Origin of the sequence: Roseovarius salincola, assembly GCF_026891095.1 — a bacterium.
Classification (GTDB): domain Bacteria; phylum Pseudomonadota; class Alphaproteobacteria; order Rhodobacterales; family Rhodobacteraceae; genus Roseovarius; species Roseovarius salincola.
In genome coordinates, this window is record NZ_JAPTNL010000001.1 from 76398 (window position 1) to 102991 (window position 26594).

Genomic DNA, 26594 nt, shown 5'->3' on the forward strand with positions numbered 1-26594 from the left:
GACGACCTGAAAACAATAAAAACGGCCCATGCCGAAGCATGGGCCGCGCGCACTCGTGACCATACCTAGGACAGGAACGCCTCGACGACTGCCATCGCCTGAGCCGTAGTCCCGTATGTCTGGAATGCAATAAACGTGCCAGTCAGTGCCGCCGCCTGGGAGGTGAGGCGCGGATTCTCGCCCTTGAAGAGATTGACCGCCAGGAGAATCAGCCCCACGGGAAGCGAAAACAGCATGACCGCATAGGCCATGAGCCAGGCGGCGAGCCGCTGCAGATCGCTGATCGCGGCGGCAGCCGAGACGGGGCGTTCGCGCGGTTCGGCGGCGTCGATCTCGCGCAGGAACTGGCGCAGGGAATCGATCTGGGGTTCTTTGGAATTATCGCTTTGCGCCTGCGGATTGGCGCCGGCATCCGGCCCTGCGGCAGCGCATGCGGCTTCGTGATGAAGCGCCCCGGCAGTCGCTGCGACCGTCACCGGTTGCCGCATGCGGGGCGCGCTGCGGGCGGCGGCGGGCATGTCGTGATGCTCGGGTGGAATGTCGGGCAGATCGGCGGTGATCAGCACGAAATCCGCCGCCGTCAACAGGCGGCTGTCGCCGACCCAGCGGACATAATCCGCCGACAATTGCCAATGCAGCGCCTTGAGCACATGGGTCAGAACCATTTCACCGCTCACGCCCTGTCCATCGCAGCGCCGGGTGCTTGTGCTGTCGGGCATCGAGAGCCCAAGGCAGAGCGGCGCGCGGGTCGCGATCCCTTCGAAGGCAACATCACGCTGCAGATCAAGGCGGATCATGTGGCAGCAGGTGGTGATCTGCACGCCGCCTTCCGACAGCATCCGTGTGCCCGTGACCCTGTGGCCAAGGGATTCGATGGCGGCCCCCGCGCGGCGCGCACAGCCTGCCATGTCGATCTCTCTCGTACCGAGGAAAACCAGTCCTGCTGTTACCCAGTGAATGCGTTCGTTCATCTTTTTCGCCTGTCTTGCGGGTTTTTTGCGATTGTGACCCTTCTAACCGGCGATATGGGAAATGGTTTGTTTCAAATGCGAACACATTTGGGCAATCGGCGTGCGGGAGCCGGATTGTTTCCCTGTGAGGAGAATCGAAGGATATGGATGCAACCCGGGGTTCCCCGCCTTGCGCGAGCGGCGGTGTTCAGACGGGCCGCGCATTCAAACGAAAAGGCGCCCCGGATGGGGGCGCCTTTGGTCTTTGGGCTTGTCCCGCCGTGGCGGGTTGACCCCGGTAGTCGCTCAGCAGCTGTAATAGAGCTGGAATTCGACCGGGTGGGGTGTGTGCTCGTAGGCTTCGACCTCTTCCATCTTGAGGTCGATATAGCCGTCGATCTGGTCCTTGGTGAACACGTCGCCCGCCATCAGGAAGCTGTGATCCTCGGCCAGTGCGTCGAGCGCCTCGCGCAGCGAACCGCAGACGGTGGGGATGCCTTCCAGCTCTTCGGCGGGCAGGTCATAGAGGTTCTTGTCCATCGCCTCGCCCGGGTCGATCTTGTTCTTGATCCCGTCAAGCCCGGCCATCAGCAGCGCCGCGAAGCAGAGATACGGGTTGGCCGAAGGATCGGGGAAGCGGGCCTCGACGCGCTTGGCCTTGGGCGATTCCGTCCACGGAATACGCACGCAGCCCGAGCGGTTCCGCGCGGAATAGGCGCGCAGAACCGGGGCTTCGAAGCCGGGGATCAGGCGCTTGTAGCTGTTGGTCGAGGGGTTGGTGAAGGCGTTGAGCGTCTTGGCATGCTTGAGGATACCGCCAATGAAATAGAGCGCCTCCTGGCTGAGATCGGCATATTTGTCGCCTGCAAAGAGCGGCTTGCCATCCTTCCAGATCGACATGTTCACATGCATCCCGGTGCCGTTGTCGCCATAGATCGGCTTGGGCATGAAGGTCGCGGTCTTGCCGTAGGCCTGCGCGACGTTGTGGATGACATATTTGTATTTCTGAAGCTCGTCGGCCTGCGTGGTCAGCGTGCCGAAGATCAGGCCGAGTTCGTGCTGGCAGGACGCGACCTCGTGGTGGTGCTTGTCGACCTTCATGCCGAGGCGCTTCATGGTGCTGAGCATTTCCGAGCGGATGTCCTGACCGTCGTCGATCGGGTTGACCGGGAAATAGCCACCCTTGACGCTGGGGCGATGGCCGGTGTTGCCCATTTCGTACTCGGTGTCGCTGTTCCAGGAGCCATCGAGAGCGTCGACTTCGTAGGAGACCTTGTTGATCGTGTTCGAGAAGCGCACGTCGTCGAACAGGAAGAACTCGGCCTCGGGGCCGAAATAGGCGACATCGCCGATGCCGCTGGACTTGAGATAGGCTTCGGCCTTTTCGGCGGTGCCGCGCGGGTCGCGGTTATAGGGTTCGCCGGTGTCGGGTTCGACGATCGAGCAGTGCACGCAGAGGGTTTTCTCGGCGTAGAACGGATCGATATAGGCCGACTCGGTGTCGGGCATCAGCTTCATGTCGGAGGCTTCGATCGACTTCCAGCCGGCGATCGAAGAGCCGTCGAACATGAACCCTTCTTCAAGGAAATCCTCGTCGACCTGATCGGCCATCACGGTCACGTGCTGAAGTTTGCCGCGCGGGTCGGTAAAGCGGATGTCGACATACTCGACGTCTTCTTCCTTGATCTGCTGGAGAATTGCTTTCTGGCTCATGGGCCTTTTCCCTTTCTTCTGGTGGGGTATTCGGTTGGATGTCTGTCAAAGAGCGTCCGAGCCGGTTTCGCCGGTGCGGATGCGGATGGCCTGTTCGACGGGGCTGACGAAGATCTTGCCGTCGCCGATCTTGTCGGTCTTGGCGGCGTCGATGATTGCCTCGATGGCCTGATCGACCTGATCGTCGTCGATCACCACGTCGATTTTCACCTTGGGCAGGAAATCCACGACGTATTCGGCCCCGCGATAGAGTTCGGTGTGACCCTTCTGGCGACCGAAGCCCTTGACCTCGAGCACGCTGAGGCCCTGAATCCCGGCCTCTTGCAGGGCCTCTTTCACCTCGTCCAGTTTGAACGGTTTGATGATCGCTTCGATCTTTTTCATGGCTGGGCCTCCTCGCCTTGGATGTCTTGGGGGTTTGCAGACCACTTCTCAGGGGGGCTCTCAATCGGATAGGGTGGCGGGGGGCTGGCGCGGGGGATTGCGCCGCAGAAAATGATTAAAATTTAGGCAATTCGCCCTCAATCTGGGCGAAATTGAATCGCAAGGGCAGGAACCATGACCGAATTGCTGACAGCGGCGCAGATGCGCGCCATCGAGACCGCCGCCATCGAGTCGGGCGAGGCGAGCGGGCGGGAGTTGATGGAGCGCGCGGGGCGCGGCGTGGTGGACGCGGTCTTGGCGCATTGGCCGGATCTTGCCAGCGCGTCGCGCAAGGCCGTGGTGCTGTGCGGGCCGGGCAATAATGGCGGCGACGGCTTTGTCGTGGCGCGGCTGTTCAGGGAATGGGGCTGGCAGGTGGAGGTGTTTCTTTACGGCGATCCCGGCAAGCTGCCGCCCGATGCCAAGGCGAATTGCGCGCGCTGGCGGGATATGGGGCCGGTGGGCGATCTGAAGGACGCGCCGCGGCGCGCCGACGGCGCCGATCTCTATGTCGATGCGCTGTTCGGCACCGGGCTGGGGCGGCCGCTGGAGGGGGCGGCGCTGGATTGGGTGACGACGCAGGCGGCGGACCCGGCGTGCGCCGCGAAAACGGTGGCTGTCGATATGCCGTCGGGCCTGTGCAGCGACAGCGGGCGCGAGCTGGGCGGCGTGGCGGTGTCGGCGGCGCTGACCGTGTCGTTTCATGCGCTGAAGCTGGGCCATGTGCTGGACGCGGGGCCTGACAGGTGCGGGCGCGCGGTGGTGGCGGGTATCGGGCTGCGGGGTGGTGCCGCCGGGGCCGCGCGGCCTGTGCAAGCGCCGGGATGCGCGATGCTTGGCAAGGCGGGGCGGGCGCATAAGTTCACGCATGGCCATGCGCTGGTGCTGACGGGCGACGCGGGCAGGACCGGCGCGGCGCGGCTGGCGGCGCGGGCGGCACTGCGGATCGGTGCGGGGCTGGTGACGCTGGGCGTGCCGGGATCGGCGCAACAGGATGTCGCCTGCCAGATCACCGCGCTGATGCTGGCGCGGGTGGAGGGGGCCGGCGGGCTGGCCGGGGTGCTGGAGGATCCGCGGATCAATGCGCTTTGCCTTGGGCCGGGGCTGGGCATGGCGCGGGCGCGGGACCTGGTGCCGGTGGCGTTGAAGGGGGCGGGGCATGCGCGCTCCGTCGTGCTCGACGCGGATGCGTTGAGCGCCTTTGAGGATGCGCCGGAGGCATTGTTCGGGATGCTTCATGCGGGGTGTGTCCTCACGCCTCACGCGGGGGAGTTCGGACGGCTTTTTGCGGATATCGCCGGGACGCTGGCCGCGCCGGCGACCGGTGGCCCGGCCTTTTCCAGGCTTGATGCGGTGCGGGCGGCGGCGGAACGGGCCGGATGCGTCGTGCTGTTGAAGGGGGCGGATACGGTGATCGCGGCTCCTGACGGGCGCGCGGCGGTGCATGCGGCCGCTTATGAGCGCGCGGCGCCGTGGCTGGCGACGGCGGGGGCGGGCGATGTGCTGGCGGGAATGATCGCGGGGCTGCTGGCGCGCGGGTATGCGCCGATGGCGGCGGCCAAGGCTGCGGCATGGCTGCATGTGGAGGCCGCGCGCGCCCATGGCGCGGGGCTCATTGCAGAGGACCTGCCCGAGGCGATCCCGCAGGTGCTGCGCGATCTGGGCTGTTGACCTGCAAGGCCGCGGCGCCAAAGATGCGCTCAACCTGTCCGAAAGGGCGTAATCAGGCCGCTGCGGCGGCCCGCGCTTCCGGGTCGGTCTGACCCGCCACCTCGATCCCGTCGACATAAAGGATGTGCGGGCGAGCGAATTCGATGTCGCAGACGGTGATATCGCTTGCCTCTTCGCGGCAGACGAATTCGCCATCCACCAGCCGTTCGACGGGAACCAGCGCCTGATCGCGGCCGAACAGCGCCTTGGCGCGCCAGTCGCGGATCAGCACCTGCTGCCCGGCGGGCAGGGTCATGTCACGCTCGGGGCGGGTATGGCCCAGCGATCCGGCCCTGATGCGCACGACCGGCATCGAGACGCGGCGCGCACGGGTCGCGGTCACGATCGCGGTGCCGCTGTCGCGGGTGATCACCCTGTCGCCCGGCTTCACATCGCCAACCGACTTTTCGCCGTCAAGCGTCAGGATGATGGATTGGGCCATCAGGCCCGTGTTGGGGAGGGTGTGACTCGGGACCACTGCGGACGCATTGCCGCCGATCCGCCCGACCGTTTTCGGTTTCATGGCGTTACTCGCTCTGTTACTGCCTCAGTTTTTCCATCACAATATGGCAAGAATGGGTTAATGTCGCGCCTTTTTTGCGCCACATTGCCGCTTTTCAGGCGGGATTTTCCACTCGCTTCCCGCGCGCGGCTTTGCTAGAGACGCCCGCAGCGCCCGCTGGTCCGTCGGCCGGGGCGCGATCCGGGCGGGTGTGGCGAAATTGGTAGACGCACCAGATTTAGGTTCTGGCGCCGCAAGGCGTGGGGGTTCAAGTCCCTCCACCCGCACCATATCCGAAGGTCAATCACGCCGAGCCGTCGACCGGGGAAGCAGTTGAGAAGGGCGGCGCGCCCCTCTACCGGTTAACGTTTGCGCAACTCGCCTTCAAACCATGGGTTAATGACGAAAATCGCTCTCGGTATCGCGTTGGCATTACGTCGGTATCGCGTCGGTATTCCTGCCCTGAACAGCAGGGGTTAACAGGGCGTGCGGCGCGGAATGTACTGTTTCAGGCGCATTCTGTACGATTTCCCGCAGCCCCGCCTGCAGCCACAGATTGCAACGCGGCGGCGCGCTGCCTAAGCTTGGGCGCAGGCGGGCAAGCGGTGAGGTGGAGATGAGTGAAGGGCTGAGAGATCCGGACCTGCCGCCGGGGGCGATTGTTCAGACATTTGTGGACGACGGCGTGTTGCGTAATGACGGGGTGAAACTGACCCCGGCCAGCAAAAACCCGTGGTACGTGCTGGCGACAGTGGCGGGGGAGCAGGAGGACGTCCCTTTCATCGATGATGAGTTGCATGCCAGGAACCGTCGTTTCTGGAATGGTTGGATGTGTCGCGGGATGTGCGACGCAGAGCGGTTGGAACTGGCAAAGCACATGGGTCTCTCCGAGGCGGAGCTCTCACCACTCAGCGAAGTGGAGGTGCAGCAGCTTTCTGAACGCTTTCAGCTTGCCTTCCAGAGCACTCCGCCAGTGGAAGTGGTCCCTAAGGCTGATGAACTAATCAAACTGTCATCGACATATTTCCCGAAGGCTTTTTCGCTGGAGAGGTGTTTCTTCGCTGAGTCCGCATTTTTTGATGCGGCACATTTCGTAGGAGCAGTTGATTTATCAGCTTCGCGCTTCGTTAAATCGGTCTACGTGACAAACGCGTACTTCTCCGAGAGCGCATTTTTCAAACAGGTGCATCTTTCGAGGGGCGCCAACTTTCTTGAGGTTCATTTTGGCGGGAAGGCCGACTTCAATTCTGCATATTTTGGTAAAGAAGCTTTCTTCCCAAAAGCACGCTTCAAACGTGATGCTGATTTCGACGCAGCGCGAATGTTGGAAGGGGCAACATTCTTTGGCGCGCATTTTGCTGGGTCTGTTAGTTTTCAGAATTCGCATTTCGGAGAGTCGGTTGATTTCTCAAATGGGCGGTTCAATGGGACGACTGATTTTGGCGGCGCGCGTTTCAAAGGTGGTGTGCCTAAGTTTTTCCACCGGAAGATTCATCAAGACACGAGCTTTTCCGACGATCCGGCCCTGTGGCCGGAGGTAACGCCGCAGAACGCCGAGGAGGGTAAGCGGGCCTATACCCGCTTGCGGCAGGTCGCGGCGGAGATTTACGATCCGGACCTCGAACATTTCTTCCTGCGGCAAGAGATGCGTTGCAAGGCGCGGATCGAGTTGGACAAGGGCGCGTGGTTTCATTGGTTGCTTTTCAGGCTCTACAGGTGCTTGGCTGATAGCGGGATTTCGGTTGCGCGACCTTTCTGGTTGCTGGTTTTCTTCTGGGCCTTCGGATTCGCCTGCTTTGCAGGGCATTTCGACTCGGGCGTTTTGGCGGACCTGCCACCGGATATCCAGGACAGCCGCTACGGCGCGGCGGCGGGCGTGTCGTTCGGCAACCTTTTCGGGTTTTTGGGAATCAATCGGCTGTATTTCACCGACTTGCTGCGAGATCACAGCCCTGGCGGGTTACAGTTTGTTGCAGGGCTTCAGACCGTATCCGGGGTGGTGTTGCTGTTCTTCCTTGGCCTCGGGCTGCGCAACCGCTTTCGGTTGAAGTGATGGGGCGCGGGGTCGAGGCGCGGAGCGCCGCCGCGCCATCGCCGGGCCGCCGCCATGGCCCGGCGATTGGGTGTGGCCGGGTGCATAGTATTCCCTGCGCGCGCCGGTGTTTGGGATAAAGTGCATTGGCGCAGAGGTTGGATCGCCGTGCCGCGGCCCGACGATGGCAAGGGCTTACGCGCGGGCATCGCGTTTGCGCGCCCGAAGCCGCAGCGATGCCGACGCCCAACCATCCCCAAGACTCTGCTTGCACCCTGCGCGTGGCGCACCTAGAAGGGCGGCTGATTTTGACCGCCGCGGACGCCTCCGCGGCCCGATGCATATGAGAGGACGACAATGCAGGTCACCGAAACCCAGAATGAAGGCCTTAGACGCGCCTACAAGATGATCCTGACCGCCCAGGAACTGGACGACAAGGTCATGGAGAAACTCAAGGAGGCGCAGCCCGAAGTCGAGCTGAAGGGCTTTCGCAAGGGCAAGGTCCCGCTGGCGCTGCTGAAGAAGCAATTCGGTCAGCGGATCATGGGCGAGGCCATGCAGGAAGCCGTGGACGGCGCCATGTCGGCCCATTTCGAGGAAAAGGGCGAGCGCCCCGCCGCCGAGCCTTCGGTCAAGATGACCAACGAGGAGTGGAAAGAGGGCGACGATGTCGAGATCGAGATGTCCTATGAGGCATTGCCCGACATCCCCGAGGTCGATCTGAAATCCATCAAGGCCGAGCGCCTGGTCGTGAAGGCGGATGACGCCGCCGTTGACGAGGCGCTGAGCAGCCTTGCCGAGAACGCGCAGGACTTCAAGCCGCGCAAGAAGGGTTCGAAAGCCAAGGATGGCGATCAGGTCGTCATCGATTTCGTCGGCAAGGTCGATGGCGAGCCCTTCGAGGGCGGCGCGGCCGAGGATTACCCGCTGGTCCTGGGTTCGAACAGCTTCATCCCCGGTTTCGAAGAGCAGCTGGTTGGCGTGAAGGTCGACGAGGAGAAGGACGTGACCGTCACCTTCCCCGAGGAATACCAGGCCGAGCATCTGGCCGGCAAGGAAGCCGTGTTCGAATGCAAGGTCAAGGAGGTGAAGGAACCTGTCGCCGCCGAGATCAACGACGAGCTGGCCACCAAATACGGCGCCGAGAGCCTCGATGCGCTGAAGGACCAGATCAGGGAGCGCCTGGAGGCCGAATATGCCGGCGCCGCGCGGGCGGTTCTGAAGCGTCACCTGCTGGACGAGATGGACAAGCTGGTCAGCTTCGAGCTGCCTCCCAGCATGGTCGAGGCCGAGGCCAAGCAGATCGCGCATCAGCTCTGGCACGAGGAAAACCCCGATGTGCAGGGTCATGACCACCCCGAGATCGAGCCCACCGAAGAGCACAACAAGCTGGCCGAGCGCCGGGTGCGTCTGGGGCTCTTGCTGGCCGAGCTGGGCCAGAAGGCCGAGGTCGAGGTGAGCGACGCCGAAATGACCCAGGCGGTCATGGAGCAGGCGCGCCAGTATCCCGGCCAGGAGCGCCAGTTCTTCGAATTCGTGCAGAACAACCCGCAGATGCGTCAGCAGCTGCGCGCGCCGATCTTCGAGGACAAGGTGATCGACTATGTCGCCGAACTGGCCGAGGTCACGGAAAAAGAGGTCGGCAAGACCGATCTTGAAAAGGCCGTCGAGGCGCTGGACGACGAGTGATAACTGACGCCATCGCGTCAGAGACAGGACAAAGGGCCGCCCCGTTTCCGGAGCGGCCCTTTTCGTTCACATCCCCGGGACGGGCGGGGGAGATTGTCCGCGCCGCCCCTTGAGTGCCGCGACGGATATGGTCACGCGTCGCAGCTGGGTTGTGAGCGATACATGCCCGCAAGCTCGCGCTGCAGGGCGAGGGCGGCCTCGCGTTCGGTCTCGTTGGTGGCTTCGGCGATCTGGGCGTCGCAATAATCCCGCAGCGCCATCGGCATCGCGAGCGGTGCGCGTTCGGCGATGGCGTCGGCGACCATGTCATCATCGAGGAAGATATCCCCGGTGATCCCGGCAAAGGCGCGGATGCGCGCGATGCGTTCCTCGGTGATGTCGCTGAGCGCGGCGAGGGCCTTGGTCTTGCCCATCTGCACGGTCTTGCCCAGATAGCCGTAAGGCGCGTTGTCGCAGCGTTTCAGGATGCGGTCCATCGCCGGGTCTACGACGCTGATCACGTCGCTGATACCTGAATCATAGGCGTATTCGGCGATGCCCGCCATCAGCTCGCAGGCGGCGTAGGATACGGTGCGGTCCGCATCGGGGCGCTTGAGGCGCTCGGTGTCGATGCAGAAGCGGGTGTTTTCCCATACGGTCGCGCTGCGCAGTGGCGGCTCGCCGCAAAGGATGTCTTGGAACACGTCCGAGAGCATGTGCGGCCCCGTGGTCTGCAAGATGCGGTTGCAGCCGACCACGTTATAGGCGCCATCAAGCGCCACCAGATAGGCCGGGTCGAGCTGATCGAAGAGGTCGATCTCGCGGCCGTTTCGCACCAACACATCCCAGCCCATGCGATCGCGGAACACCCGTGCGCGCAGCTTGTACATCTCGTCCAGAATCCCGCCGAAACGGTGTTTGTTCAACGCATCGATTACAAGGATCATATCTTCTTCCCCAATTGATGATCATGGGGTGAGGATACCGATGGCCAGAGTTTGCGATACTAGGGGAATCCCGTAGGTAAGGTTAACGCGACTCGCCTTGATACACGCATGCGGCGACCGGATCAACAGCGCGATATCTTATCCGGGTTGAATGAGGCCGAGGCTGACGCCGCGGCCCACGGCCTGCGCGGTGCTGATCGTGCAGAGCTTTTCACGCGCTGAGCGCAGGTGCACTTCGACGGTGCGCGGCGAGATGGCGAGGATCGCGCCGACATCCATCTGCGACTTGCCCGCGGCGATCCATTGCAGGATCTCGATCTCGCGCGAGGACAGGCGGGGATGGCGCAGCGTACGCATCAGGGGTTCGGAATTCATCACCGTGTCATGCAGGTGAACCGCGTTGTTGAGGAGGCTGCCGATGATATCGCGGCGCAGGCCGGACCAGTCACGCGCCGACATGGAGGCGCAGGCGCAAAGCAGGCCGACTTCGCCGAAGAGGCCGCGGATCGGCACCGTCACGCCCTGGTCGGGCAAGCCGAAATCACGGGAGTCCTGAAACACGCGCTGATAGCCATCGGTACTTTCCAGCCGCCGCCAGTCCACCGGCGCCACCGAGCGCAGCGCCGCCAGCAGCGTGGGATCATGCGCCTGGAGCCGTTCGGAGACATAATGCGCCTTCCATTCTTCGGGATAGGTGGTGAACCCGTGCATCTTTCCGGTCACCGGGTTCGCCGAAAAATAGGTGGCGTGTTCGACACCCAGCGTATCGCAAAGCCTGTTGAGATGACCGACGAAGTCAAGCTCGCCATCGGGCGTGCTGGCAAGGTCGATCAGGTCCATTCGCCTGTTCATGTTGTCGCCTGGATCAGTTCGGGTTCCCCCTGTTCCGCACTGCCCGCAGATTCCGGGACTATAAGCGACATTCCGCCACATGACCAGAGCGGCCATGGGCAGGCGGTCACCGGGGCATCGCGAACAGTGTGCGCAAGCGCAGCTTGGTCATGGCAGGGGCAGGAACAACGCCTTGAACGGAAACGGGGCCGCGCGGATCGCGCGGCCCCATCCCGATGTCGTCTGCCGGGGCGTCGGGCCTCAGCTTTTCTCGCTGTCGTCCTCGTCCGGGCCGTCCTGCTCGGGCAGCACGTCCTCGACGGTTTCGGCCAGATCCTCGTCATCCGAGGCGGCGCCACCGATATCGTCGAAGAGTTCCGCGATTTCGTAATCGGCGGCGGCTTCTTCTTCGGCGGCGGCATCCTGGATCGACTTGCCCGAGGCCTGGATCTCGGCCTCTTCGGGCGAGCGGGCGACGTTGAGCTGCATGGTGACGATCACTTCGGGGTGCAGGGTCACGACCACGTCGTGCAGGCCCAGCTCCTTGATCGGGCGGCTGAGCGCCACCTGCTTGCGATCGACCGAGAAGCCTTCGGCTGTGGCGGCGTCGGCGGCGTCACGGGTGCTGACCGAACCGTAGAGCGCGCCCGAATCCGATGCCTGGCGAATCACGATGAACTGCTGTCCATCAAGCTGACCGGCCAGTTGCTCGGCTTCCTTGCGGGTTTCGAGGTTGCGGGCCTCAAGCTGCGCTTTCTGGTTCTCGAAGCCCTTGATGTTGGCCTCCGAGGCGGTCAGCGCCTTGCCCTGCGGCAGCAGGTAGTTGCGGGCGTAGCCGGATTTGACATCGACCACTTCGCCCATCTGGCCCAGTTTGGCCACGCGTTCGAGAAGGATAACTTGCATGATGCTCTCTCCTTACTTCACGGCGTAGGGCAGCAGGGCGAGGAAGCGCGCGCGCTTGATGGCGCGGGACAGCTCACGCTGCTTCTTGGCCGAGACGGCGGTGATGCGCGAGGGCACGATCTTGCCGCGCTCGGAAATGTAGCGTTGCAGCAGCTTCGTGTCCTTGTAGTCGATCTTGGGTGCATTGTCGCCCGAGAAGGGGCAGACCTTGCGGCGGCGGAAAAACGGTTTTGCAGCCATGGGTTAGTGTCCTTTCTTCAGGCGGTTATCAACGGCGCTCACGACGGGTGTCACGTTCGTCGCGCTTCTGCATCTGGACCGAGGGACCTTCGGCGTGCTCGTCGGTCTTGATCGTCATGACACGCATCACGTCGTCATGCAGACGCATCAGGCGTTCCATTTCCTGCACGGCCGGCGCCGGGGCGTCGGTGCGCAGGAAGGCGTAATGCCCCTTGCGGTTCTTGTTGATCTTGTAGGCCATCGTCTTGACGCCCCAGTATTCGCTGTCGACAAGCTTGCCGCCGTTGTCGGACAGGACCGAGCCGAAATGTTCGATAAGGCCTTCAGCCTGCGCGTTGGACAGATCCTGGCGCGCGATGAATACATGCTCATAGAGCGGCATGTGATCTCCACTTCTTTCAAGGCGCATTTCAAAGGCGGGCCGTATTCCCTTCCGCGGCCCCGCCACGAGAGACTGCGCGGTTCATAACGTCTTGCGGAAGGAAGGGCGCGTATACGACGGATTTCCCGGCGGGGCAAGGCCCGCGCGGGCCTTCCAGAATTCTTCGCGCCATTGCCCAACTCATGCCCGAATTCAGCGGTTGAAAGAGGGCTGTGCAGAGTGATGTTACGAATGGTCCGGAGGCGGCAAAATGGTTTCCCTACCCGATTACGAGCGCGACCTGAAGCGCGGGATCGCGGCGCCTGATGAGGCGAAGCGCCGGGGCGCGCGCGTGCACCGGGCATTGTTCATGTGCCTGGGCGCCGCGCTGATGATGGCGGCGGTCGGGATATGGATGGTTCCCGCCGGACCCGGCGACGAGTCGATGCTGATCGTCAAGCTGCTGATTTCGGCGGTGATGCTGGTGGTCGGGCTGATGCTGATGAGCGGGCTGAACGAGGCCGCACCGGCGCCGGAAATCCAGATCGACCGCGCCGGGGGTGAGCTGCGCCTGATGGAATACGGGCCGGATGGCGCGCCGCGGCTGGCGGCCAGACATGAGCTTTCGGCGCTCAGGGAGGTGTCGCTCTTCAACGGTGTCTTTTCGGCGAAGGACGCGCGCGGCTGCGAGCTGATCTCGTTGCCGGTGACGGATTCGCGCACCCGCGCGGCGCTGCGCGCGGCGCTGGATATCGCCAGCTGACGCTGTCTGAAACGGTCATGGAAGGCGCGCGCGACGGGACGGGCGCGCGCCACTGTTCGGATCTCCACACGTTATGTTGAATTCTGGGGGGTTGCCCGTTGACACGGTGGCCGCGAAGATAGACTGGATTTCAACCGATCATCCAAGACCGATCATCCAAGTATGGAGACCGCATGATGAAGTATATGGTAATGGCCGCAGCGCTGACGATGGGGGCGACCGGGGCATTCGCCGCGCCCGAGAAATACACTCTCGATCCCAGCCACAGCCAGGTGATTTTTTCTTATGATCACCTCGGGTTCTCGACGACCTACGGGATGTTCTCGGGGTTCGAGGGCGAGATCATGTTCGATCAGGACGATCCGGCCAACTCATCCGTGAACGTGGCGATCCCGGTGCGCTCGATGCTGACCGGCTGGGAAAAGCGCTTCGAGCATTTCATGTCGGAGGATTTCTTCGGCGCGGTCGAGGGCGACATGGTGACATTCACCTCGACCGGAATCGAGGTGACGGGCGACACCACCGCCGATATCACCGGCGATCTGACCATGAACGGCGTGACCAAATCGGTCGTTCTGGCGGCGGAGCTGAACAAGAGCGACGGTCATCCGATGAAGGATGGTCAGGCATGGGCCGGGTTCGACGCGACGACCACGCTCAAGCGGTCGGAATACGGGATGGATTTCGCCGTGCCCGCGGTCAGCGACGAGGTCGCGGTGACGATCTCGATCGAGGCCGGCAAGGCCGAGTGACAGGCGCTGCCTGACAGTGAAAGGGCCTGCCATTGATTTGGCAGGCCCTTGGCGTTTGGGGGGGGGGTGCTTTTGGTCAAGCCCGGGGGGCCAGCCCCCCGGACCCCCCGAGGTATTTCGGGCCAGATGAAGGGCTGGCGGTTCAGGGGGTGGCGCGCCGGGCGGTGAGGTCGAAGCGGATGTCGACGCTTGCGGCGAGCGAGCCGGTGCTTTCGCCACCGATACCGAACGCGCGCCGGTCCACGCCGAGGCCGCCCCGCGCGGTGGCGCTGTCGCCTTCGATGTCGAGGGTGAAGGGCATTTCGACGGGAACGGATTCGTCCCGGATGCGCAGTGTGCCGCGCGCCACGTGACCCTCGTCGGTGCTGAAGAGATCGGCCGTGAAATCGGCGGTGGGGAAGGCGTCGGCGTTGAAGTAATCCGCGCCAAGCGCCTCGCTTGTGACCGAGCCGAGGGTCAGGGAAGGGATCGAGATTGTCACGTCGACGCTGCCGTGGCGGCCATTCGAATCGGGGGTTTCGCTATAGTCGATCGACGCGGTCCAGTCGGCGAAGCTGCCGGTGACCTCGGAGTCCATCTGCACCACGGTGATTTGCAGGCTGCCATCCTGCACCTGCCATTCGCTTTCCACCGTTTCGAGCGCCGTGCCCTGCGTGGCGCCGCCGCCGGCGTGGTCTTGGGGAGCAAACCAGCCAAGAGAGGCCGCGCCGCCCAGCACCGCGCCCCAGAGCGCCAGCGCGGTGACGAGCGGCAGCACATGGCCGGGCTGACGTTCGGTGGGAAGGGCCGGGTTCTGGCCGGGCAGCATCCGGCGCAGCGTGGCGTCGCCGTCAACGAGGTGGTGCTTGAGCGCACCCGTCACATGCAGCGCGATGGCCCCGAGCAGGACCCATTGCAGCAGGTAATGCAGCGTTCCGGTGATGTCCGCGAGCGCCTCATCCCTGGGCACGAAGGGCAGGGATTGACCGAGCGGCCACCAGATCGGCGCGAATCCCGAGGTGGCCGCGTGATGCACCCAGCCGCTGAGCGGCACCGCCACCAGCGAGCCGTAAAGCAGCCAATGCACGGTCTCGGCGAGCCATGCCTCGGCCGGCTTGTCGCCGTTAAGGAGCGCCGGCTTGGGCTGGCCGATGGCCCATGCGATGCGCGCCAGCGCCACGAAGAAGAGCGCGACGCCGATGGTCTTGTGCATCGAAAAGAGCGTCGCGGCGAGCTGGAGGGCGGAGTTGTCCGGGCTGGCGCCGGTGCCGCGCACCTCATGGGCGAGGTCGCTGGCGATCAGGCCCAAGGGGAACATCGCCAGGATCAGCAGCGCGGTCAACCAGTGAAAGGTCTTGGTGACGCTGCCATAGGTCGTGCTGGAATTGCTGAGTGGCATCGTGCGGGGCTCCTGATGGTTGCGGCCTTTGGGGCGACATTAGCCGAGCGCGCGGGCGGGGCAATGGCGCAGGGCGCACAGGTGTCGTGCGTCGGTGTTGGGCGTTGCCTCTGTGCACGAGGCGCGGTATCGGTCCCGCCACAGCTAATCGGGAGGCAGGAGATCACAATGAGCCGAGCATTCATATTCCCCGGGCAGGGCGCCCAGACCATCGGAATGGGACAGGCGCTGGCCGATGCCTACCCGGCGGCCAAAGCCGTATTCGACGAGGTCGACGAGGCATTGGGTGAAAAGCTGAGCGCGCTGATCTGGGAGGGCGAGCAGGATGTGCTGACCCTCACGCAGAACGCTCAGCCCGCGCTGATGGCCACCTCGCTGGCGGCGATGCGCGCGCTGGAGGCCGAGGGCGTGACTGTGGATGCGGCAGCGATGGTGGCGGGGCATTCGCTGGGTGAATATTCGGCGCTGGCGGCGGCGGGCGCCCTGAGCATCGCCGATTGCGCGCGCCTGTTGCGTATCCGGGGCGAGGCCATGCAGAAGGCCGTGCCGGTGGGCGAGGGTGCGATGGCCGCCATTCTGGGTCTTGATCTGGAGGCCGTGCGCGAGGTGGCCGGTGCCGCCGCGCAGGGCGAGGTCTGCCAGGCCGCCAATGACAACGACCCCGGACAGGTGGTGGTGTCGGGCGCGAAGGCGGCCGTGGAACGCGCGGTGGAGATCGCCAGGGAGAAGGGCGCCAAGCGCGCGATGTTGCTGCCGGTGAGCGCGCCCTTTCATTGCGCATTGATGCAGCCTGCCGCCGATGTGATGCAAGAGGCGCTGAGCGGGGTCGAAATGGCCGCGCCCAAGGTGCCGCTGGTGGCCAATGTGCTGGCTGCGCCGGTCAGCGATCCGGCGGAGATCCGCAAGCTGCTGGTCAGCCAGGTCACGGGCGCGGTACGCTGGCGCGAGTCGGTGCTGTACATGGCGGGCGAGGGAGTGAGCGAGCTCTGGGAGATCGGCGCGGGCAAGGCGCTGAGCGGCATGGCCCGGCGGATCGACCGTGCCCTGGCCACACGCGCCATCGGCACACCCGAGGATGTCGCGGCGGCTGTCGCGGCGATGAACGGCTGAGGCCGCCCAAAGCGCGAATTTTCAGGCCGGGCCGCCAGAGGGTGGTCCGGCGCCAGAACCGAAAGCCAGAACCGAAAGGATGCAAGAGCATGTTTGATCTGACAGGGAAAAACGCGCTGATCACCGGCGCGTCGGGCGGGATCGGCGGCGCGATCGCCACCGCGCTGCATGGGGCCGGTGCCAGTGTCGGCCTGAGCGGCACGCGGACCGAGCCGCTGGAGGCGCTGGCAGGAGAGTTGGGCGAGCGCGCCCATGTGCTGCCCTGCAACCTTGGCGATGCCGAGGCGGTCGAGGCGCTGCCCAGGCAGGCGATCGAGGCCATGGGCGGGCTGGATATCCTGGTCAACAATGCAGGGATCACCCGCGACCAGATCTTCATGCGCATGTCCGACGAGGAATGGGCGCAGGTTCTGGATGTGAACCTGACCTCGGCCATGCGGCTGTGCCGGGGCGTCATGCGTCCGATGATGAAGGCGCGGTGGGGCCGGATCATCAATATCAGTTCGATCGTCGGCGCCACCGGAAATCCCGGTCAGGCCAATTATGCGGCCTCCAAGGCGGGGCTGGTCGGGATGACGAAATCCATCGCCTATGAGGTCGCGAGCCGCGGCATCACTGCCAATGCGGTCGCGCCGGGCTTCATCGCCACGGCGATGACCGACAAGCTGAACGACGATCAGAAAGAGAAGATCAACGCCCAGATTCCCGCCGCCCGGATGGGCGCCCCCGAAGAGATCGCGGCGGCGGTCCTGTATCTGGCCAGCCCGGAGGCGGCCTATGTCACCGGCAGCACGCTGCATGTGAATGGCGGCATGGCGATGCTCTGATTCTCGCGCGCCGCCCGCGAGAGCCTTTGCGAAGGAGCCGGACATGCGCGCGCGACACGGGAGCGAACGGCGACATGCACGATCCTTGATCGCGATGTTCAACTCCGGAATGTCGCTGCGCGATAGGCGCTTGGCCCCACTCCGTGATCCGTTTGCGGCGGTGCTGAGCCATCCTTTGCAGAGCGTCCCATGGGCCTTGCGAAAGGATTTGCCTACGGCGCGCCATGTGCTATAGGCGGCGCAGACCGGCCGGGAGAAGTGCCCGGCTGCCCGTGAGGACGGGACCACCGAGCCGCCCGGAGAGGGGCACCACCATGGCCACTTCCCGGCTTGGGCAGGGGCAGAAAGCGGGTTGTCAGACCCGGAGAAAGATGAGGATTAAGACATGAGCGATATCGCAGACCGCGTGAAGAAGATCGTCGTCGAGCATCTCGGCGTTGAAGAGGACAAGGTGACCGAGAACGCTTCGTTCATCGACGATCTGGGGGCGGACAGCCTTGATACGGTCGAGCTGGTCATGGCCTTCGAAGAAGAGTTCGGCATCGAGATTCCCGATGACGCTGCCGAGACCATCCAGACCTTCGGCGATGCGGTGAAGTTCATCAGCGACGCGTCGTAAAGACGACGACTTTCGCCTTCGGGCATGAGGCCCCTGCCGGATGGCGGGGGCCTTTTTCGTGCTGAAACCCGGCGTGGGAGGCGTGAACGGGCGCTATCATGCCGATTTGACGATACCCCGATGGCGAGATCGCCTTCATTTTGTGCAGGGTCCGGGCAGTGCCGGGCGGGGCATCGCAAATTGAGGGCGCACGTGTCATGATCATCTATCCCACACTCGAACTGATGAACGGCAAATGCGTGTCGCTGACGCGCGGGCGGCTGGATGAGCCGGTGATCTGGCATGTCGATCCGGTGGCGACCGCGCGCGGCTTTGCCGCCGCGGGGGCGTCGTGGATGCACCTGACCGATATCGACGCGCTGAGCGGCGGGCATGGCAATGACGCATTGATCGAAGAGATCATCCGCGCGGCGGGCATTCCGGTGCAACTGGGCGGGGGTTTTCGCGCCCGCGACCGGGTGACCAGGTGGATCGACCGGGGTGCCGGGCGGATCGTGATCGGCACGATGGCAGCGCATGATCCCGAATTGCTGCGCGAACTGGCGCGCCGTCACCCCGACCAGATCGTGCTGGCGGTGGATATCCATGAGGGCTCGGTGATGACCGAAGGCTGGAAATCGCGCAGCGCCTTTGAGCCGGAGATCTATGTGAAGGCCTTTGACGATGTCCCGCTGGCGGGAATCATCGTCACCGATATCGATGCCGATATCGAGGATAGCGATGGCAGCCTCGGGGTCCTGACGGGGCTTGCGGCGCAGACCCGCCATCCGGTGATCGCGCGCGGCACCGTGCGCAGCGCGGATGACGTGGCGCGCCTGAAATATGTGCCCAATATCGCGGGCACGCTGATTGGACGCGCGCTGTTGTCGCGCGATGTCGATCTGGGGGAGGCGCTGGCGCTGGCCTCTGCCGATACCGGGCCGACGGCCGCGTTTCGCTAGGGGCGGCGAATTTCGGCGGCAGGGTGTCACGCGGAGATGAGCCGGGCGCAGTGCTCTTGCCCACCGGGGGCAAGGCGGGTTAAGAGCAACCCTTGAAACGACATGGAAAGGGCAGCAGCATGCGTCGAGTGGTTGTCACCGGACTGGGATTGGTCACGCCTCTGGCCTCGGGCGTCGAGGAAAGCTGGAAAAGGCTGCTGGCCGGGCAATCGGGCGCGGGCACGATCACCCGTTTCGATCCGGTCAACGTGGCGACCAAATACGCCTGCGAAGTGCCGCTGGGCGATGGCAGTGACGGCACGTTCAACGCCGACGATCACATGGCCCCGAAGGAGCGCCGCAAGGTGGATGATTTCATCCTCTACGGTGTGGCCGCCGCCGACATGGCGGTCAAGGATGCGGGCTGGATGCCCGAGGATGACGAGAGCCTTGAGCGCACTGGTGTTATGCTGGGTTCGGGGATCGGCGGGCTGCGCTCGATCGAGGAAACCACGCTGGTGATCCGCGACAAGGGCGTGCGGCGGGTATCGCCGTTCTTTATCCCCGGCGCGCTGATCAATCTGATCAGCGGGCAGGTCAGCATCCGCTATGGGTTCAAAGGCCCCAACCATTCGGTCGTCACCGCCTGTTCGACGGGCGCGCATGCGATCGGGGATGCCTCGCGTCTGATCCAGTTCGGGGATGCCGATGTGATGATCGCCGGGGGCGCGGAGGCGGCGATCTGCGAGATCGGGATCGCCGGGTTCAACGCCTGCAAGGCGCTTTCGACCAAATGGGCCGACGATCCGCAAGCCGCCAGCCGCCCCTATGACGAGGACCGCGACGGGTTCGTCATGGGCGAGGGCGCGGGGGTTGTCGTGCTGGAGGAATACGAGCACGCCAAGGCGCGCGGCGCCAAGATCTATGCCGAGGTCCTGGGCTATGGCCTGTCGGGCGACGCCTATCATATCACCGCCCCCTCGGAAGATGGCGACGGCGGTTTCCGGGCCATGCAGGCGGCGCTGAAACATGCCGGGATCACGCCCGACGAGGTGGATTACGTCAATGCACACGGGACCAGCACCATGGCCGACCCGATCGAGCTGCGCGCGGTCGAGCGGCTGTTGGGGGATGCGGCAAGCAAGGCGACGATGAGTTCGACGAAATCCTCGACCGGGCATCTGCTGGGCGCGGCGGGGGCGATCGAGGCGATCTTCTCGATCCTGGCGGTGCGCGACAACGTGGCGCCGCCGACGATCAACCTGACAAACCCGGCGGTGGAGACTCCGTTGAATCTGGCGGCCAATGCGAAACAGGAGCGCAAGATCGACGTGGCGATCTCGAACAGCTTCGGGTTTGGCGGCACCAATGCCTGTCTTTGCCTTGGGGTCGTGCGCTGATGTGGCGCCATATTGCTTCTAACGCACTGACTTTCCTTGTTGTTCTGACCTTCCTCGTGGGTGGGGTGATCTTGTGGGGGCAGTCGGAATATAACGCCCGCGGACCGCTTGAGGAGCCGATCTGCCTGCGCGTGGACCGGGGCAGCAGCATGCGCGCGGTGTCGCGCGAACTGCAGGACGAGGGCGCCATCACCAACGGCACGATCTTTCGCGTGGGCGCTGATTATACCAACAAGAACAATGAGTTGAAGGCCGGAAGCTGGCTGCTGCCCGAGGGCGCCAGCATGGCCGAGATCATCGACCTTGTGACAAGGGGCGGGGCGAGCACCTGTGGCACCGAGGTGGTGTATCGGATCGGCGTGACCGATTCGGTGATCGCGGTGCGCGAACTGGACCCGGCGACCAGCCGCTATGTCGAGAAGGCCGCCTTCACACCCGGCGCCGGGGACATCCCCGAAGCCTATGAAACCCTGCGCGATCAAGCGGATACGAGATACCGCATCGCCGTGGCCGAGGGTGCCACCAGCTGGCAGATCGTCGAAGGGCTGAAATCCGTCGACGTGCTGGCGGGAGAGGTTGACAAGATCCCCCCCGAAGGCAGCCTCGCGCCCGACAGCTATGAGGTCAGGGCCGGCGACAGCCGCGCCGGTGTGATAGAGAAAATGCTGGCCAATCAGGATGTTATCGTGGCCGAAGCCTGGGAGAACCGGCCAGAAGATCTGCCGGTTAACAGCCCGGACGAGCTGTTGATCCTGGCGTCGATCATCGAGAAGGAAACCGGCGTGCCCGAAGAGCGCAGGCAGGTGGCGAGCGTCTTCGTCAACCGGCTGCGGGCGGGGATGCGGCTTCAGACCGATCCGACCGTGATCTACGGCATTACCAAGGGCGAAGGTGTCTTGGGCCGGGGGCTGCGGCAAAGCGAGCTGCGCCGAGCAACCCCTTGGAATACTTACGTGATCGAGGGCCTTCCGCCGACGCCGATCGCCAATCCGGGCCGCGCCAGCATCGAGGCGGCGGTCGATCCGGCAGAGACGGATTTCATCTTTTTCGTGGCGGATGGGTCCGGCGGGCACGCCTTTGCCAGGACGCTGGACGAGCATAACCGCAACGTGGCGCGCTGGCGCGAGATCGAGGCCGAGCGCCGCACCGACTGAACAACGTACAAAACGTCCGTTTTGTACGCCGGTTTTGTACCGAACGCGTCGCCCCGGCGGCGCGTTTTGTACAAATGCCGTGCCGGAGCCCATTCCGGCACCGCGAAGACCCCCCAACAACTATAACCGCGTGACAGGCGCGCGCCGTGGCGCGACGCGCCGGGCGACACCCATCGCGCGGCCTCTTTAACCAAAATTAATGCCAAAGCCTCAGCCTTTCCGGTGCCGGAAGGGGCGGGTCATGCCTTCCTTTCTCGGACCGGAGGGGCGGACACGTAAGGCAAGAGGCATGAGCAGGCATGGTTTTGATCACCCCCGACGAAGGCCCCACGGGGCTTTCGACCTCGATCGACGCGCTGGAACGACAATTGTCGGACATGCGCGAGGATCTGGAGGGGCTCTATTCCCGCATCCGGGGCGGAGAGCTGGACGAGTTGAAGAACGCGAGCCGCGCCACGTCGGAAATCCGGCAATGGCTGAAGATCGCGATTGAAGCGGAGGCACAACTTGAAAAACGCAGAAAACAGGAAAAAGGCATCGTGCGCGACTACGCGCTCGACCTCAGAGAGGCGCGATCTTCGATCCGGTGCCGCCTGGATCGTCTCAGAAGGGCCAGATGCCCAGGACGAATTCCTCGATAGTCTGGATGAGGGCGAGCTGATGGCGCTGCCCTATCTGTTCGAGTTCTGGGCGCTGGATCATCAATTGCCCCCCGAGGGCGATTGGCGCAACTGGCTGATCATGGGCGGGCGCGGCGCTGGCAAGACGCGCGCGGGCGCAGAATGGGTGCGCGCGCAGGTCGAAGGGGCGATGCCGCTGGAGCCGGGGCGCTGCCGGCGCATGGCGCTGGTGGGCGAAACCATCGATCAGGTGCGCGAGGTGATGGTCTTCGGCGAAAGCGGGATCCTGGCCTGTTCACCGCCTGACCGGCGGCCCGACTGGCAGGCGACGCGCAAGCGGCTGGTCTGGCCCAATGGCGCGGTAGCGCAGGCGTTTTCGGCGCATGACCCCGAGGCGCTGCGCGGACCGCAATTCGACGGGGCCTGGGTGGACGAGCTGGCCAAGTGGAAAAAGGCGCGCGCCACCTGGGACATGCTGCAATTCGGTTTGCGGCTGGGGGATGATCCGCAGGTCTGCATCACCACCACCCCGCGCAATGTGGGCATTCTGAAGGAGCTGGTGGAGCAGGAGAGCACCGTCGTCACAAGTGCTGCGACCGAGGCCAATGCGGCCTATCTGGCGCAATCCTTCCTTGAGGAGGTGCGCGCGCGATATGCGGGCACGCGGCTGGGCCGTCAGGAGCTGGAGGGCGTCTTGCTGAGCGAGGCCGAGGGGGCGCTGTGGTCAGCGCCCGCGCTGGAGGCCGCGCGGGTCGCGGCACCGCCCGATCTGGACCGGATCGTCGTGGCGCTTGATCCGCCGGTGACGGGCAAGGCGGGTTCGGATGATTGCGGGATCATCGTGGCGGGCGTGGTGACGCGCGGCCCGGTGCAGGATTGGCGCGCCTATGTGCTGGCCGATTGCAGCGTCAGCGCGGCCAGGCCGATGGTCTGGGCCAAGGCGGCGATCCGGGCGATGGAGCAATGGGGCGCCGACCGTCTGGTGGCCGAAGTGAACCAGGGCGGCGACCTTGTGGCCGAGGTGATCCGGCAGGTGGACCCGATGGTGCCCGTGCGCGCGGTTCACGCACGGCGCGGCAAGGTCGCGCGCGCCGAGCCGGTGGCCGCGCTTTACGAACAGGGGCGGGTGCATCACCTGCGCGGGCTGGGCGCGCTGGAAGATCAGATGTGCGCCATGACGGCGCAGGGATTCGAGGGGCGCGGCAGCCCCGACCGGGTGGATGCGCTGGTCTGGGCGTTGAGCGACCTGATGATCGAGCCCGCCGCGAAATGGCGCCGCCCGCAGGTGCGCGCGGTCTGATTCAGATTTCTTAAACCTTTCGCGGCCTGATGGCCCGGTGACGCGAAACAAGGCTGCAAGGCCAAGGAGACGAGCCGAGATGAAACTGGATTTCTTCCGACAGGGCGCGGCGGCGCAGGCACGGGCAGAGGCGGCGCCCGAGACCAAGGTGAGTGCTGCGGGGCGGGTGATGGCCTGGCGGGGCGCGGGCCGCGTGGCCTGGAGCCCGCGCGACACCGCCTCGCTGATGCGCAGCGGTTTTGCCGGGAACCCGGTGGGATTTCGCTGTGTCAAGATGCTGGCCGAGGCGGCCGCCGCGCTGCCGCTGGTGTTGCAGGACGAGGCGCAGCGCTACGGCGTGCATCCGCTGCTGGATCTTTTGCGCCGCCCCAACCCGGCGCAGGGGCGCGCCGAACTGCTGGAGGCGCTTTACGGGCAGCTTTTGCTGAGTGGCAACGCCTATGTCGAGGCGGTGGGCGATGCGGGTGCGCTGCCGGGGGAGCTGCATGTGCTGCGCTCGGAGCGCATGAGCGTGATCCCCGGCGCGGATGGCTGGCCGGTGGCGTATGAATACGCGGTGGGCGGGCGCAAGCACCGTTTCGCGGTGGCGGGCGCGCCCGGCCCGATCTGTCATCTGAAATCGTTCCATCCGCAGGACGATCATTATGGCCTTTCGCCCATGCAGGCGGCGGCGCAGGCGCTGGACGTTCATAGCGCGGCGAGCCGCTGGTCAAAGGCGCTGCTGGACAATGCGGCGCGCCCGTCCGGCGCGATCGTCTATCACGGCGCCGAGGGGCAGGGCGCGCTGAGCGCGGATCAGTATGACCGTCTGGTGAGCGAGATGGAGACCCATCATCAGGGCGCGCGCAATGCCGGGCGGCCGATGTTGCTGGAGGGCGGGCTTGACTGGAAGCCGATGGGGTTCTCGCCCTCGGACATGGAGTTCCAGAAGACCAAGGAGGCCGCCGCGCGCGAGATCGCGCTGGCCTTCGGGGTGCCGCCGATGCTGCTGGGGATTCCGGGGGATGCGACCTATGCCAATTACCAGGAGGCGAACCGCGCCTTTTACCGCCTGAGCGTGCTGCCGATGGCGACGCGGGTAAGCGCGGCGCTGGGCGAATGGCTGTCGGGGTTCGGCGAGGCGCGGCTGGAGCTGGCGCCCGATCTTGACAGGTTGCCCGCATTGGCGGGCGAGCGCGATGCGCAATGGGCGCGCGTCGCGGCGGCCGATTTTCTGAGTGCGGGCGAAAAGCGCGCGCTGCTGGGGCTGCCGCCGCAGGAGCAGGGCGATGCGTGAGGCGGGTGAGCGCTATGGCTTTGAGGCGTTCGACTGTGCCCCGGCCTTGCGGCTGGAGGCGCAGGAGCGGGTGGCGCGGTTGCAGCATGACGCGGTGGTGGAACGGCTTGAGCGGTTCGAGGCGGCGCTGGAGCGGCTGGAACGGCGGCTGTGGCTGGCGGTTTACGGCGTGGTGGGCGCGATCCTGGCGCAGGCGTTCCAGCCCTTGCTGGCGGCGCTGCCATGAAAGCGGGTGACGAAAGGATGAGAGCGATGGACGCAAGTGAATGGCTGGAGCGCAAGTTCTGCGCCGGTGACACGCAAGGGATGCTGGCGCAGGACGGCGCCACGATCGAGGGCTATGCCAGCCTGTTCGGCGATCAGGACCGGGGCGGCGACATCGTGGCGCCGGGCGCTTACGGCGCGTCGCTGGAGCGGCTGGCGCGCGAGGGGCGCAAGGTCAAGATGCTCTGGCAGCACGACCCGGCGCAGCCGATCGGGATCTGGGACGAGGTGCGCGAGGATGCGCGCGGATTGTGGGTGAAGGGCCGTCTGCTGGATGGTGTGGCGCGCGCCCGCGAGGCCGCAGCGCTGATCGCGGCGGGTGCGATCGACGGGCTGAGCATCGGCTATCGCACGCTGCGCGCGGGCAGGAACGACAGGGGCCGGCGGCTTCTGAACGAACTGGAGCTCTGGGAGGTGTCGCTGGTGACATTCCCGATGCTGCCCAGTGCGCGGGTGGCGGCCAAGGGCGAAGCGGCGCCCAACGCCGCCGACCTGCGGGCGCTGGCGGGGCTGTTCGCCTCGGCCAGCCAGGAGATGGCGCGCCGCGACGAGGGCTGACGCGCCGCAACCGAGACAAGCAACCAGAAACGGAACCAAGCGATGAGCAAGACCGAGGCGAAGGCGGCGACCGGGGGCGATCTGTCCGCGGTGGCGGAGGTGAAATCCGCAGTGTCGGACTTCATGAGCGAATTCAGCGGCTTTCGGGCCGAGATTCAGAAGCGACTTCAACAGCAGGATGACAAGATGACGACGATGGAACGCAAATCCCTGGCGCAGGCGCGCCCGGTTCTGGCAACCAGCGCAGCCGAGGCCGCGCCCCATTGCAAGGCGTTCGACGCCTATCTGCGCAGTGGTGACGATGACGGGCTGCGCGCATTGGAACTGGAGGGCAAGGCGCTGAGCAGCGCGGTGGCGGGCGATGGCGGCTATCTGGTCGATCCCCAGACCGCCGACACGATCAAGTCGGTGCTGTCCTCGACCGCGTCGATCCGGGCGATCGCCAATGTGGTGCAGGTCGAGGCGACCTCGTTCGACGTGCTGATCGACCATTCCGAACTGGGCCATGGCTGGGCCACCGAGAGCGACCCCACCGCCGAGACCGGCACGCCGGTGATCGACCGCATCACCATCCCGCTGCACGAGCTGAGCGCGCTGCCCAAGGCCAGCCAGCGCCTGCTGGATGACAGTGCCTTCGATATCGAGGGCTGGCTGGCGGGGCGCATCGCCGACCGTTTCGCCCGCGCCGAGGCGGCGGCCTTCATCGCCGGGGACGGGATCGACAAGCCGCGCGGCTTCCTGACCCATGCGGATGTGGATAACGATGTCTGGACCTGGGGCAATCTTGGCTATGTGCCGACCGGCGCGGACGGTGATTTCGGCGGGGCCGAGGCGCTGATCGACCTGGTCTATGCGCTTGGCGCGCAGTATCGCGCAAACGCGGTTTTCGTCATGAATTCCAAGACGGCGGGCGCGGTGCGCAAGCTCAAGGACAATGACGGCCGCTTCTTGTGGTCGGACGGTCTGGCGGCCGGCGAACCGGCGCGCCTGATGGGCTATCCGGTGCTGATCGCCGAGGACATGCCCGATATGGCCAGCGGCGCCAATGCCATCGCCTTTGGCGATTTCAGCGCCGGTTACACCGTGGCCGAGCGCCCGGATCTGCGCGTGCTGCGCGACCCGTTCAGCGCCAAGCCGCATGTGCTGTTCTACGCCACCAAGCGCGTCGGCGGTGATGTGAGCGATTTCGCCGCCATCAAGCTGCTGAAATTCGCCGCCGCCTAAGCGGTGGCGGATCGGGCGCGGGCCTTCGAGCGGTCCGCGTCCGGGGCGTGCGCCGGGAACCCCGAAGGCGTTGTCCGGCTGCTTCCCCCCTCCGGATGAGCAACGCGGGCGGCGTGCGCCCGACAGACCGGAGCGAGGGGCGGGGA

The 26594-nt window shown here is 64.9% G+C and carries 26 protein-coding genes, 1 tRNA gene and 1 pseudogene; 18 read left to right on the plus strand and 10 right to left on the minus strand.

What is annotated here, in order from left to right; all coding sequences use genetic code 11:
• Positions 1–65: 65 nt before the first annotated feature.
• The 3 genes from N5A93_RS00365 to N5A93_RS00375 form a co-directional block, all read right to left on the minus strand.
• Complete coding sequence (locus N5A93_RS00365) at positions 66–971, minus strand: hypothetical protein (RefSeq protein ID WP_268953076.1); 906 nt, start codon at positions 969–971, stop codon at positions 66–68.
• 285 nt (positions 972–1256) lie between these two features.
• A complete protein-coding gene (gene glnA, locus N5A93_RS00370) occupies positions 1257–2663 on the minus strand; it encodes a type I glutamate--ammonia ligase (RefSeq protein ID WP_268953077.1) in 1407 nt (468 codons plus the stop codon).
• A gap of 45 nt (positions 2664–2708) precedes the next feature.
• Positions 2709–3047: a P-II family nitrogen regulator gene (locus N5A93_RS00375; protein WP_085816380.1), complete on the minus strand. Its 339-nt coding sequence runs from the start codon at positions 3045–3047 to the stop codon at positions 2709–2711.
• Positions 3048–3221: 174 nt separating this feature from the next.
• On the opposite strand from N5A93_RS00375, the gene N5A93_RS00380 reads away from it, so the two are divergent.
• On the plus strand, positions 3222–4757 hold the full coding sequence (locus N5A93_RS00380; protein ID WP_268953078.1) for an NAD(P)H-hydrate dehydratase: 1536 nt from the start codon (positions 3222–3224) through the stop codon (positions 4755–4757).
• Between the two features lie 52 nt (positions 4758–4809).
• Here the strand turns inward: N5A93_RS00380 and N5A93_RS00385 are convergent, their stop codons facing one another.
• Positions 4810–5319: a Hint domain-containing protein gene (locus N5A93_RS00385; protein ID WP_268953079.1), complete on the minus strand. Its 510-nt coding sequence runs from the start codon at positions 5317–5319 to the stop codon at positions 4810–4812.
• Positions 5320–5503: 184 nt separating this feature from the next.
• On the opposite strand from N5A93_RS00385, the gene N5A93_RS00390 reads away from it, so the two are divergent.
• From N5A93_RS00390 to tig, 3 genes are all read left to right on the plus strand, one after another.
• A tRNA-Leu gene (locus tag N5A93_RS00390) sits at positions 5504–5588 on the plus strand.
• 326 nt (positions 5589–5914) lie between these two features.
• Entirely contained in the window at positions 5915–7351 is a 1437-nt protein-coding gene (locus N5A93_RS00395; RefSeq protein ID WP_268953080.1) for a pentapeptide repeat-containing protein, read from the plus strand.
• Between the two features lie 336 nt (positions 7352–7687).
• Positions 7688–9019, plus strand: coding sequence for a trigger factor (gene tig, locus N5A93_RS00400; RefSeq protein WP_268953081.1), 1332 nt, complete (start codon positions 7688–7690; stop codon positions 9017–9019).
• 131 nt (positions 9020–9150) lie between these two features.
• Here the strand turns inward: tig and N5A93_RS00405 are convergent, their stop codons facing one another.
• From N5A93_RS00405 to rpsF, 5 genes are all read right to left on the minus strand, one after another.
• Complete coding sequence (locus N5A93_RS00405; RefSeq protein ID WP_268953082.1) at positions 9151–9945, minus strand: acyl-homoserine-lactone synthase; 795 nt, start codon at positions 9943–9945, stop codon at positions 9151–9153.
• Between the two features lie 138 nt (positions 9946–10083).
• Entirely contained in the window at positions 10084–10797 is a 714-nt protein-coding gene (locus N5A93_RS00410; protein ID WP_268953083.1) for a LuxR family transcriptional regulator, read from the minus strand.
• Between the two features lie 240 nt (positions 10798–11037).
• Positions 11038–11682 carry a 50S ribosomal protein L9 gene (rplI, locus tag N5A93_RS00415; protein ID WP_268953084.1) on the minus strand — a complete coding sequence of 215 codons (645 nt, stop codon included), beginning with the start codon at positions 11680–11682 and terminating at the stop codon, positions 11038–11040.
• Between the two features lie 12 nt (positions 11683–11694).
• Entirely contained in the window at positions 11695–11922 is a 228-nt protein-coding gene (gene rpsR / locus N5A93_RS00420) for a 30S ribosomal protein S18 (RefSeq protein WP_058291462.1), read from the minus strand.
• A gap of 28 nt (positions 11923–11950) precedes the next feature.
• The gene (rpsF, locus tag N5A93_RS00425) at positions 11951–12304 is read right to left on the minus strand and encodes a 30S ribosomal protein S6 (protein ID WP_268953085.1); all 354 of its coding nucleotides are present in this window, start codon (positions 12302–12304) and stop codon (positions 11951–11953) included.
• 250 nt (positions 12305–12554) lie between these two features.
• On the opposite strand from rpsF, the gene N5A93_RS00430 reads away from it, so the two are divergent.
• Complete coding sequence (locus N5A93_RS00430) at positions 12555–13046, plus strand: hypothetical protein (protein ID WP_268953086.1); 492 nt, start codon at positions 12555–12557, stop codon at positions 13044–13046.
• A 176-nt stretch (positions 13047–13222) separates the two neighbouring features.
• Positions 13223–13798 carry a YceI family protein gene (locus N5A93_RS00435; RefSeq protein ID WP_268953087.1) on the plus strand — a complete coding sequence of 192 codons (576 nt, stop codon included), beginning with the start codon at positions 13223–13225 and terminating at the stop codon, positions 13796–13798.
• Positions 13799–13940: 142 nt separating this feature from the next.
• On the opposite strand, the gene N5A93_RS00440 is transcribed toward N5A93_RS00435, so the two are convergent.
• Entirely contained in the window at positions 13941–15176 is a 1236-nt protein-coding gene (locus N5A93_RS00440; RefSeq protein ID WP_268953088.1) for a cytochrome b/b6 domain-containing protein, read from the minus strand.
• Positions 15177–15344: 168 nt separating this feature from the next.
• On the opposite strand from N5A93_RS00440, the gene fabD reads away from it, so the two are divergent.
• From fabD to N5A93_RS00500, 12 genes and pseudogenes are all read left to right on the plus strand, one after another.
• Positions 15345–16286, plus strand: coding sequence for an ACP S-malonyltransferase (fabD, locus tag N5A93_RS00445; RefSeq protein WP_268953089.1), 942 nt, complete (start codon positions 15345–15347; stop codon positions 16284–16286).
• Positions 16287–16375: 89 nt separating this feature from the next.
• Positions 16376–17113, plus strand: a complete 738-nt coding sequence (gene fabG / locus N5A93_RS00450; RefSeq protein WP_268953090.1) for a 3-oxoacyl-[acyl-carrier-protein] reductase — start codon at positions 16376–16378, stop codon at positions 17111–17113.
• Between the two features lie 385 nt (positions 17114–17498).
• On the plus strand, positions 17499–17732 hold the full coding sequence (locus N5A93_RS00455; protein ID WP_085816406.1) for an acyl carrier protein: 234 nt from the start codon (positions 17499–17501) through the stop codon (positions 17730–17732).
• 197 nt (positions 17733–17929) lie between these two features.
• A complete protein-coding gene (locus N5A93_RS00460) occupies positions 17930–18673 on the plus strand; it encodes a 1-(5-phosphoribosyl)-5-[(5-phosphoribosylamino)methylideneamino] imidazole-4-carboxamide isomerase (protein ID WP_268953091.1) in 744 nt (247 codons plus the stop codon).
• Positions 18674–18792: 119 nt separating this feature from the next.
• A complete protein-coding gene (gene fabF / locus N5A93_RS00465; protein WP_268953092.1) occupies positions 18793–20052 on the plus strand; it encodes a beta-ketoacyl-ACP synthase II in 1260 nt (419 codons plus the stop codon).
• Positions 20052–21206: an endolytic transglycosylase MltG gene (gene mltG, locus N5A93_RS00470; protein WP_268953093.1), complete on the plus strand. Its 1155-nt coding sequence runs from the start codon at positions 20052–20054 to the stop codon at positions 21204–21206. The genes fabF and mltG overlap by 1 nt, the downstream gene beginning before the upstream one ends.
• Positions 21207–21505: 299 nt before the next feature.
• Positions 21506–21847 (plus strand): hypothetical protein, encoded by a 342-nt coding sequence (locus tag N5A93_RS00475; RefSeq protein ID WP_268953094.1) that lies wholly within the window; start codon positions 21506–21508, stop codon positions 21845–21847.
• 19 nt (positions 21848–21866) lie between these two features.
• Positions 21867–23126: a DNA-packaging protein gene (locus N5A93_RS00480; RefSeq protein WP_268953095.1), complete on the plus strand. Its 1260-nt coding sequence runs from the start codon at positions 21867–21869 to the stop codon at positions 23124–23126.
• A 79-nt stretch (positions 23127–23205) separates the two neighbouring features.
• On the plus strand, positions 23206–24402 hold the full coding sequence (locus N5A93_RS00485; RefSeq protein WP_268953096.1) for a phage portal protein: 1197 nt from the start codon (positions 23206–23208) through the stop codon (positions 24400–24402).
• A complete protein-coding gene (locus N5A93_RS00490) occupies positions 24395–24628 on the plus strand; it encodes a GTA head formation protein, RCAP_rcc01685 family (RefSeq protein WP_268953097.1) in 234 nt (77 codons plus the stop codon). Before N5A93_RS00485 ends, N5A93_RS00490 begins: the two co-directional genes overlap by 8 nt.
• Positions 24629–24654: 26 nt before the next feature.
• Complete coding sequence (locus tag N5A93_RS00495; protein ID WP_268953098.1) at positions 24655–25224, plus strand: HK97 family phage prohead protease; 570 nt, start codon at positions 24655–24657, stop codon at positions 25222–25224.
• 9 nt (positions 25225–25233) lie between these two features.
• A pseudogene (locus N5A93_RS00500) lies at positions 25234–26448 on the plus strand (phage major capsid protein); the annotation flags it as partial.
• Between the last annotated feature and the right edge of the window lie 146 nt (positions 26449–26594).

What these genes read in the sequence shown, in the direction of transcription:
- N5A93_RS00365 (WP_268953076.1), bottom strand. Translation starts at nt 971, where the DNA reads ATGAACGAACGCATTCACTGGGTAACAGCAGGACTGGTTTTCCTCGGT.
- glnA (WP_268953077.1), bottom strand. Translation starts at nt 2,663, where the DNA reads ATGAGCCAGAAAGCAATTCTCCAGCAGATCAAGGAAGAAGACGTCGAG.
- N5A93_RS00375 (WP_085816380.1), bottom strand. Translation starts at nt 3,047, where the DNA reads ATGAAAAAGATCGAAGCGATCATCAAACCGTTCAAACTGGACGAGGTG.
- N5A93_RS00380 (WP_268953078.1), top strand. Translation starts at nt 3,222, where the DNA reads ATGACCGAATTGCTGACAGCGGCGCAGATGCGCGCCATCGAGACCGCC.
- N5A93_RS00385 (WP_268953079.1), bottom strand. Translation starts at nt 5,319, where the DNA reads ATGAAACCGAAAACGGTCGGGCGGATCGGCGGCAATGCGTCCGCAGTG.
- N5A93_RS00395 (WP_268953080.1), top strand. Translation starts at nt 5,915, where the DNA reads ATGAGTGAAGGGCTGAGAGATCCGGACCTGCCGCCGGGGGCGATTGTT.
- tig (WP_268953081.1), top strand. Translation starts at nt 7,688, where the DNA reads ATGCAGGTCACCGAAACCCAGAATGAAGGCCTTAGACGCGCCTACAAG.
- N5A93_RS00405 (WP_268953082.1), bottom strand. Translation starts at nt 9,945, where the DNA reads ATGATCCTTGTAATCGATGCGTTGAACAAACACCGTTTCGGCGGGATT.
- N5A93_RS00410 (WP_268953083.1), bottom strand. Translation starts at nt 10,797, where the DNA reads ATGAACAGGCGAATGGACCTGATCGACCTTGCCAGCACGCCCGATGGC.
- rplI (WP_268953084.1), bottom strand. Translation starts at nt 11,682, where the DNA reads ATGCAAGTTATCCTTCTCGAACGCGTGGCCAAACTGGGCCAGATGGGC.
- rpsR (WP_058291462.1), bottom strand. Translation starts at nt 11,922, where the DNA reads ATGGCTGCAAAACCGTTTTTCCGCCGCCGCAAGGTCTGCCCCTTCTCG.
- rpsF (WP_268953085.1), bottom strand. Translation starts at nt 12,304, where the DNA reads ATGCCGCTCTATGAGCATGTATTCATCGCGCGCCAGGATCTGTCCAAC.
- N5A93_RS00430 (WP_268953086.1), top strand. Translation starts at nt 12,555, where the DNA reads ATGGTTTCCCTACCCGATTACGAGCGCGACCTGAAGCGCGGGATCGCG.
- N5A93_RS00435 (WP_268953087.1), top strand. Translation starts at nt 13,223, where the DNA reads ATGAAGTATATGGTAATGGCCGCAGCGCTGACGATGGGGGCGACCGGG.
- N5A93_RS00440 (WP_268953088.1), bottom strand. Translation starts at nt 15,176, where the DNA reads ATGCCACTCAGCAATTCCAGCACGACCTATGGCAGCGTCACCAAGACC.
- fabD (WP_268953089.1), top strand. Translation starts at nt 15,345, where the DNA reads ATGAGCCGAGCATTCATATTCCCCGGGCAGGGCGCCCAGACCATCGGA.
- fabG (WP_268953090.1), top strand. Translation starts at nt 16,376, where the DNA reads ATGTTTGATCTGACAGGGAAAAACGCGCTGATCACCGGCGCGTCGGGC.
- N5A93_RS00455 (WP_085816406.1), top strand. Translation starts at nt 17,499, where the DNA reads ATGAGCGATATCGCAGACCGCGTGAAGAAGATCGTCGTCGAGCATCTC.
- N5A93_RS00460 (WP_268953091.1), top strand. Translation starts at nt 17,930, where the DNA reads ATGATCATCTATCCCACACTCGAACTGATGAACGGCAAATGCGTGTCG.
- fabF (WP_268953092.1), top strand. Translation starts at nt 18,793, where the DNA reads ATGCGTCGAGTGGTTGTCACCGGACTGGGATTGGTCACGCCTCTGGCC.
- mltG (WP_268953093.1), top strand. Translation starts at nt 20,052, where the DNA reads ATGTGGCGCCATATTGCTTCTAACGCACTGACTTTCCTTGTTGTTCTG.
- N5A93_RS00475 (WP_268953094.1), top strand. Translation starts at nt 21,506, where the DNA reads ATGGTTTTGATCACCCCCGACGAAGGCCCCACGGGGCTTTCGACCTCG.
- N5A93_RS00480 (WP_268953095.1), top strand. Translation starts at nt 21,867, where the DNA reads ATGGCGCTGCCCTATCTGTTCGAGTTCTGGGCGCTGGATCATCAATTG.
- N5A93_RS00485 (WP_268953096.1), top strand. Translation starts at nt 23,206, where the DNA reads ATGAAACTGGATTTCTTCCGACAGGGCGCGGCGGCGCAGGCACGGGCA.
- N5A93_RS00490 (WP_268953097.1), top strand. Translation starts at nt 24,395, where the DNA reads ATGCGTGAGGCGGGTGAGCGCTATGGCTTTGAGGCGTTCGACTGTGCC.
- N5A93_RS00495 (WP_268953098.1), top strand. Translation starts at nt 24,655, where the DNA reads ATGGACGCAAGTGAATGGCTGGAGCGCAAGTTCTGCGCCGGTGACACG.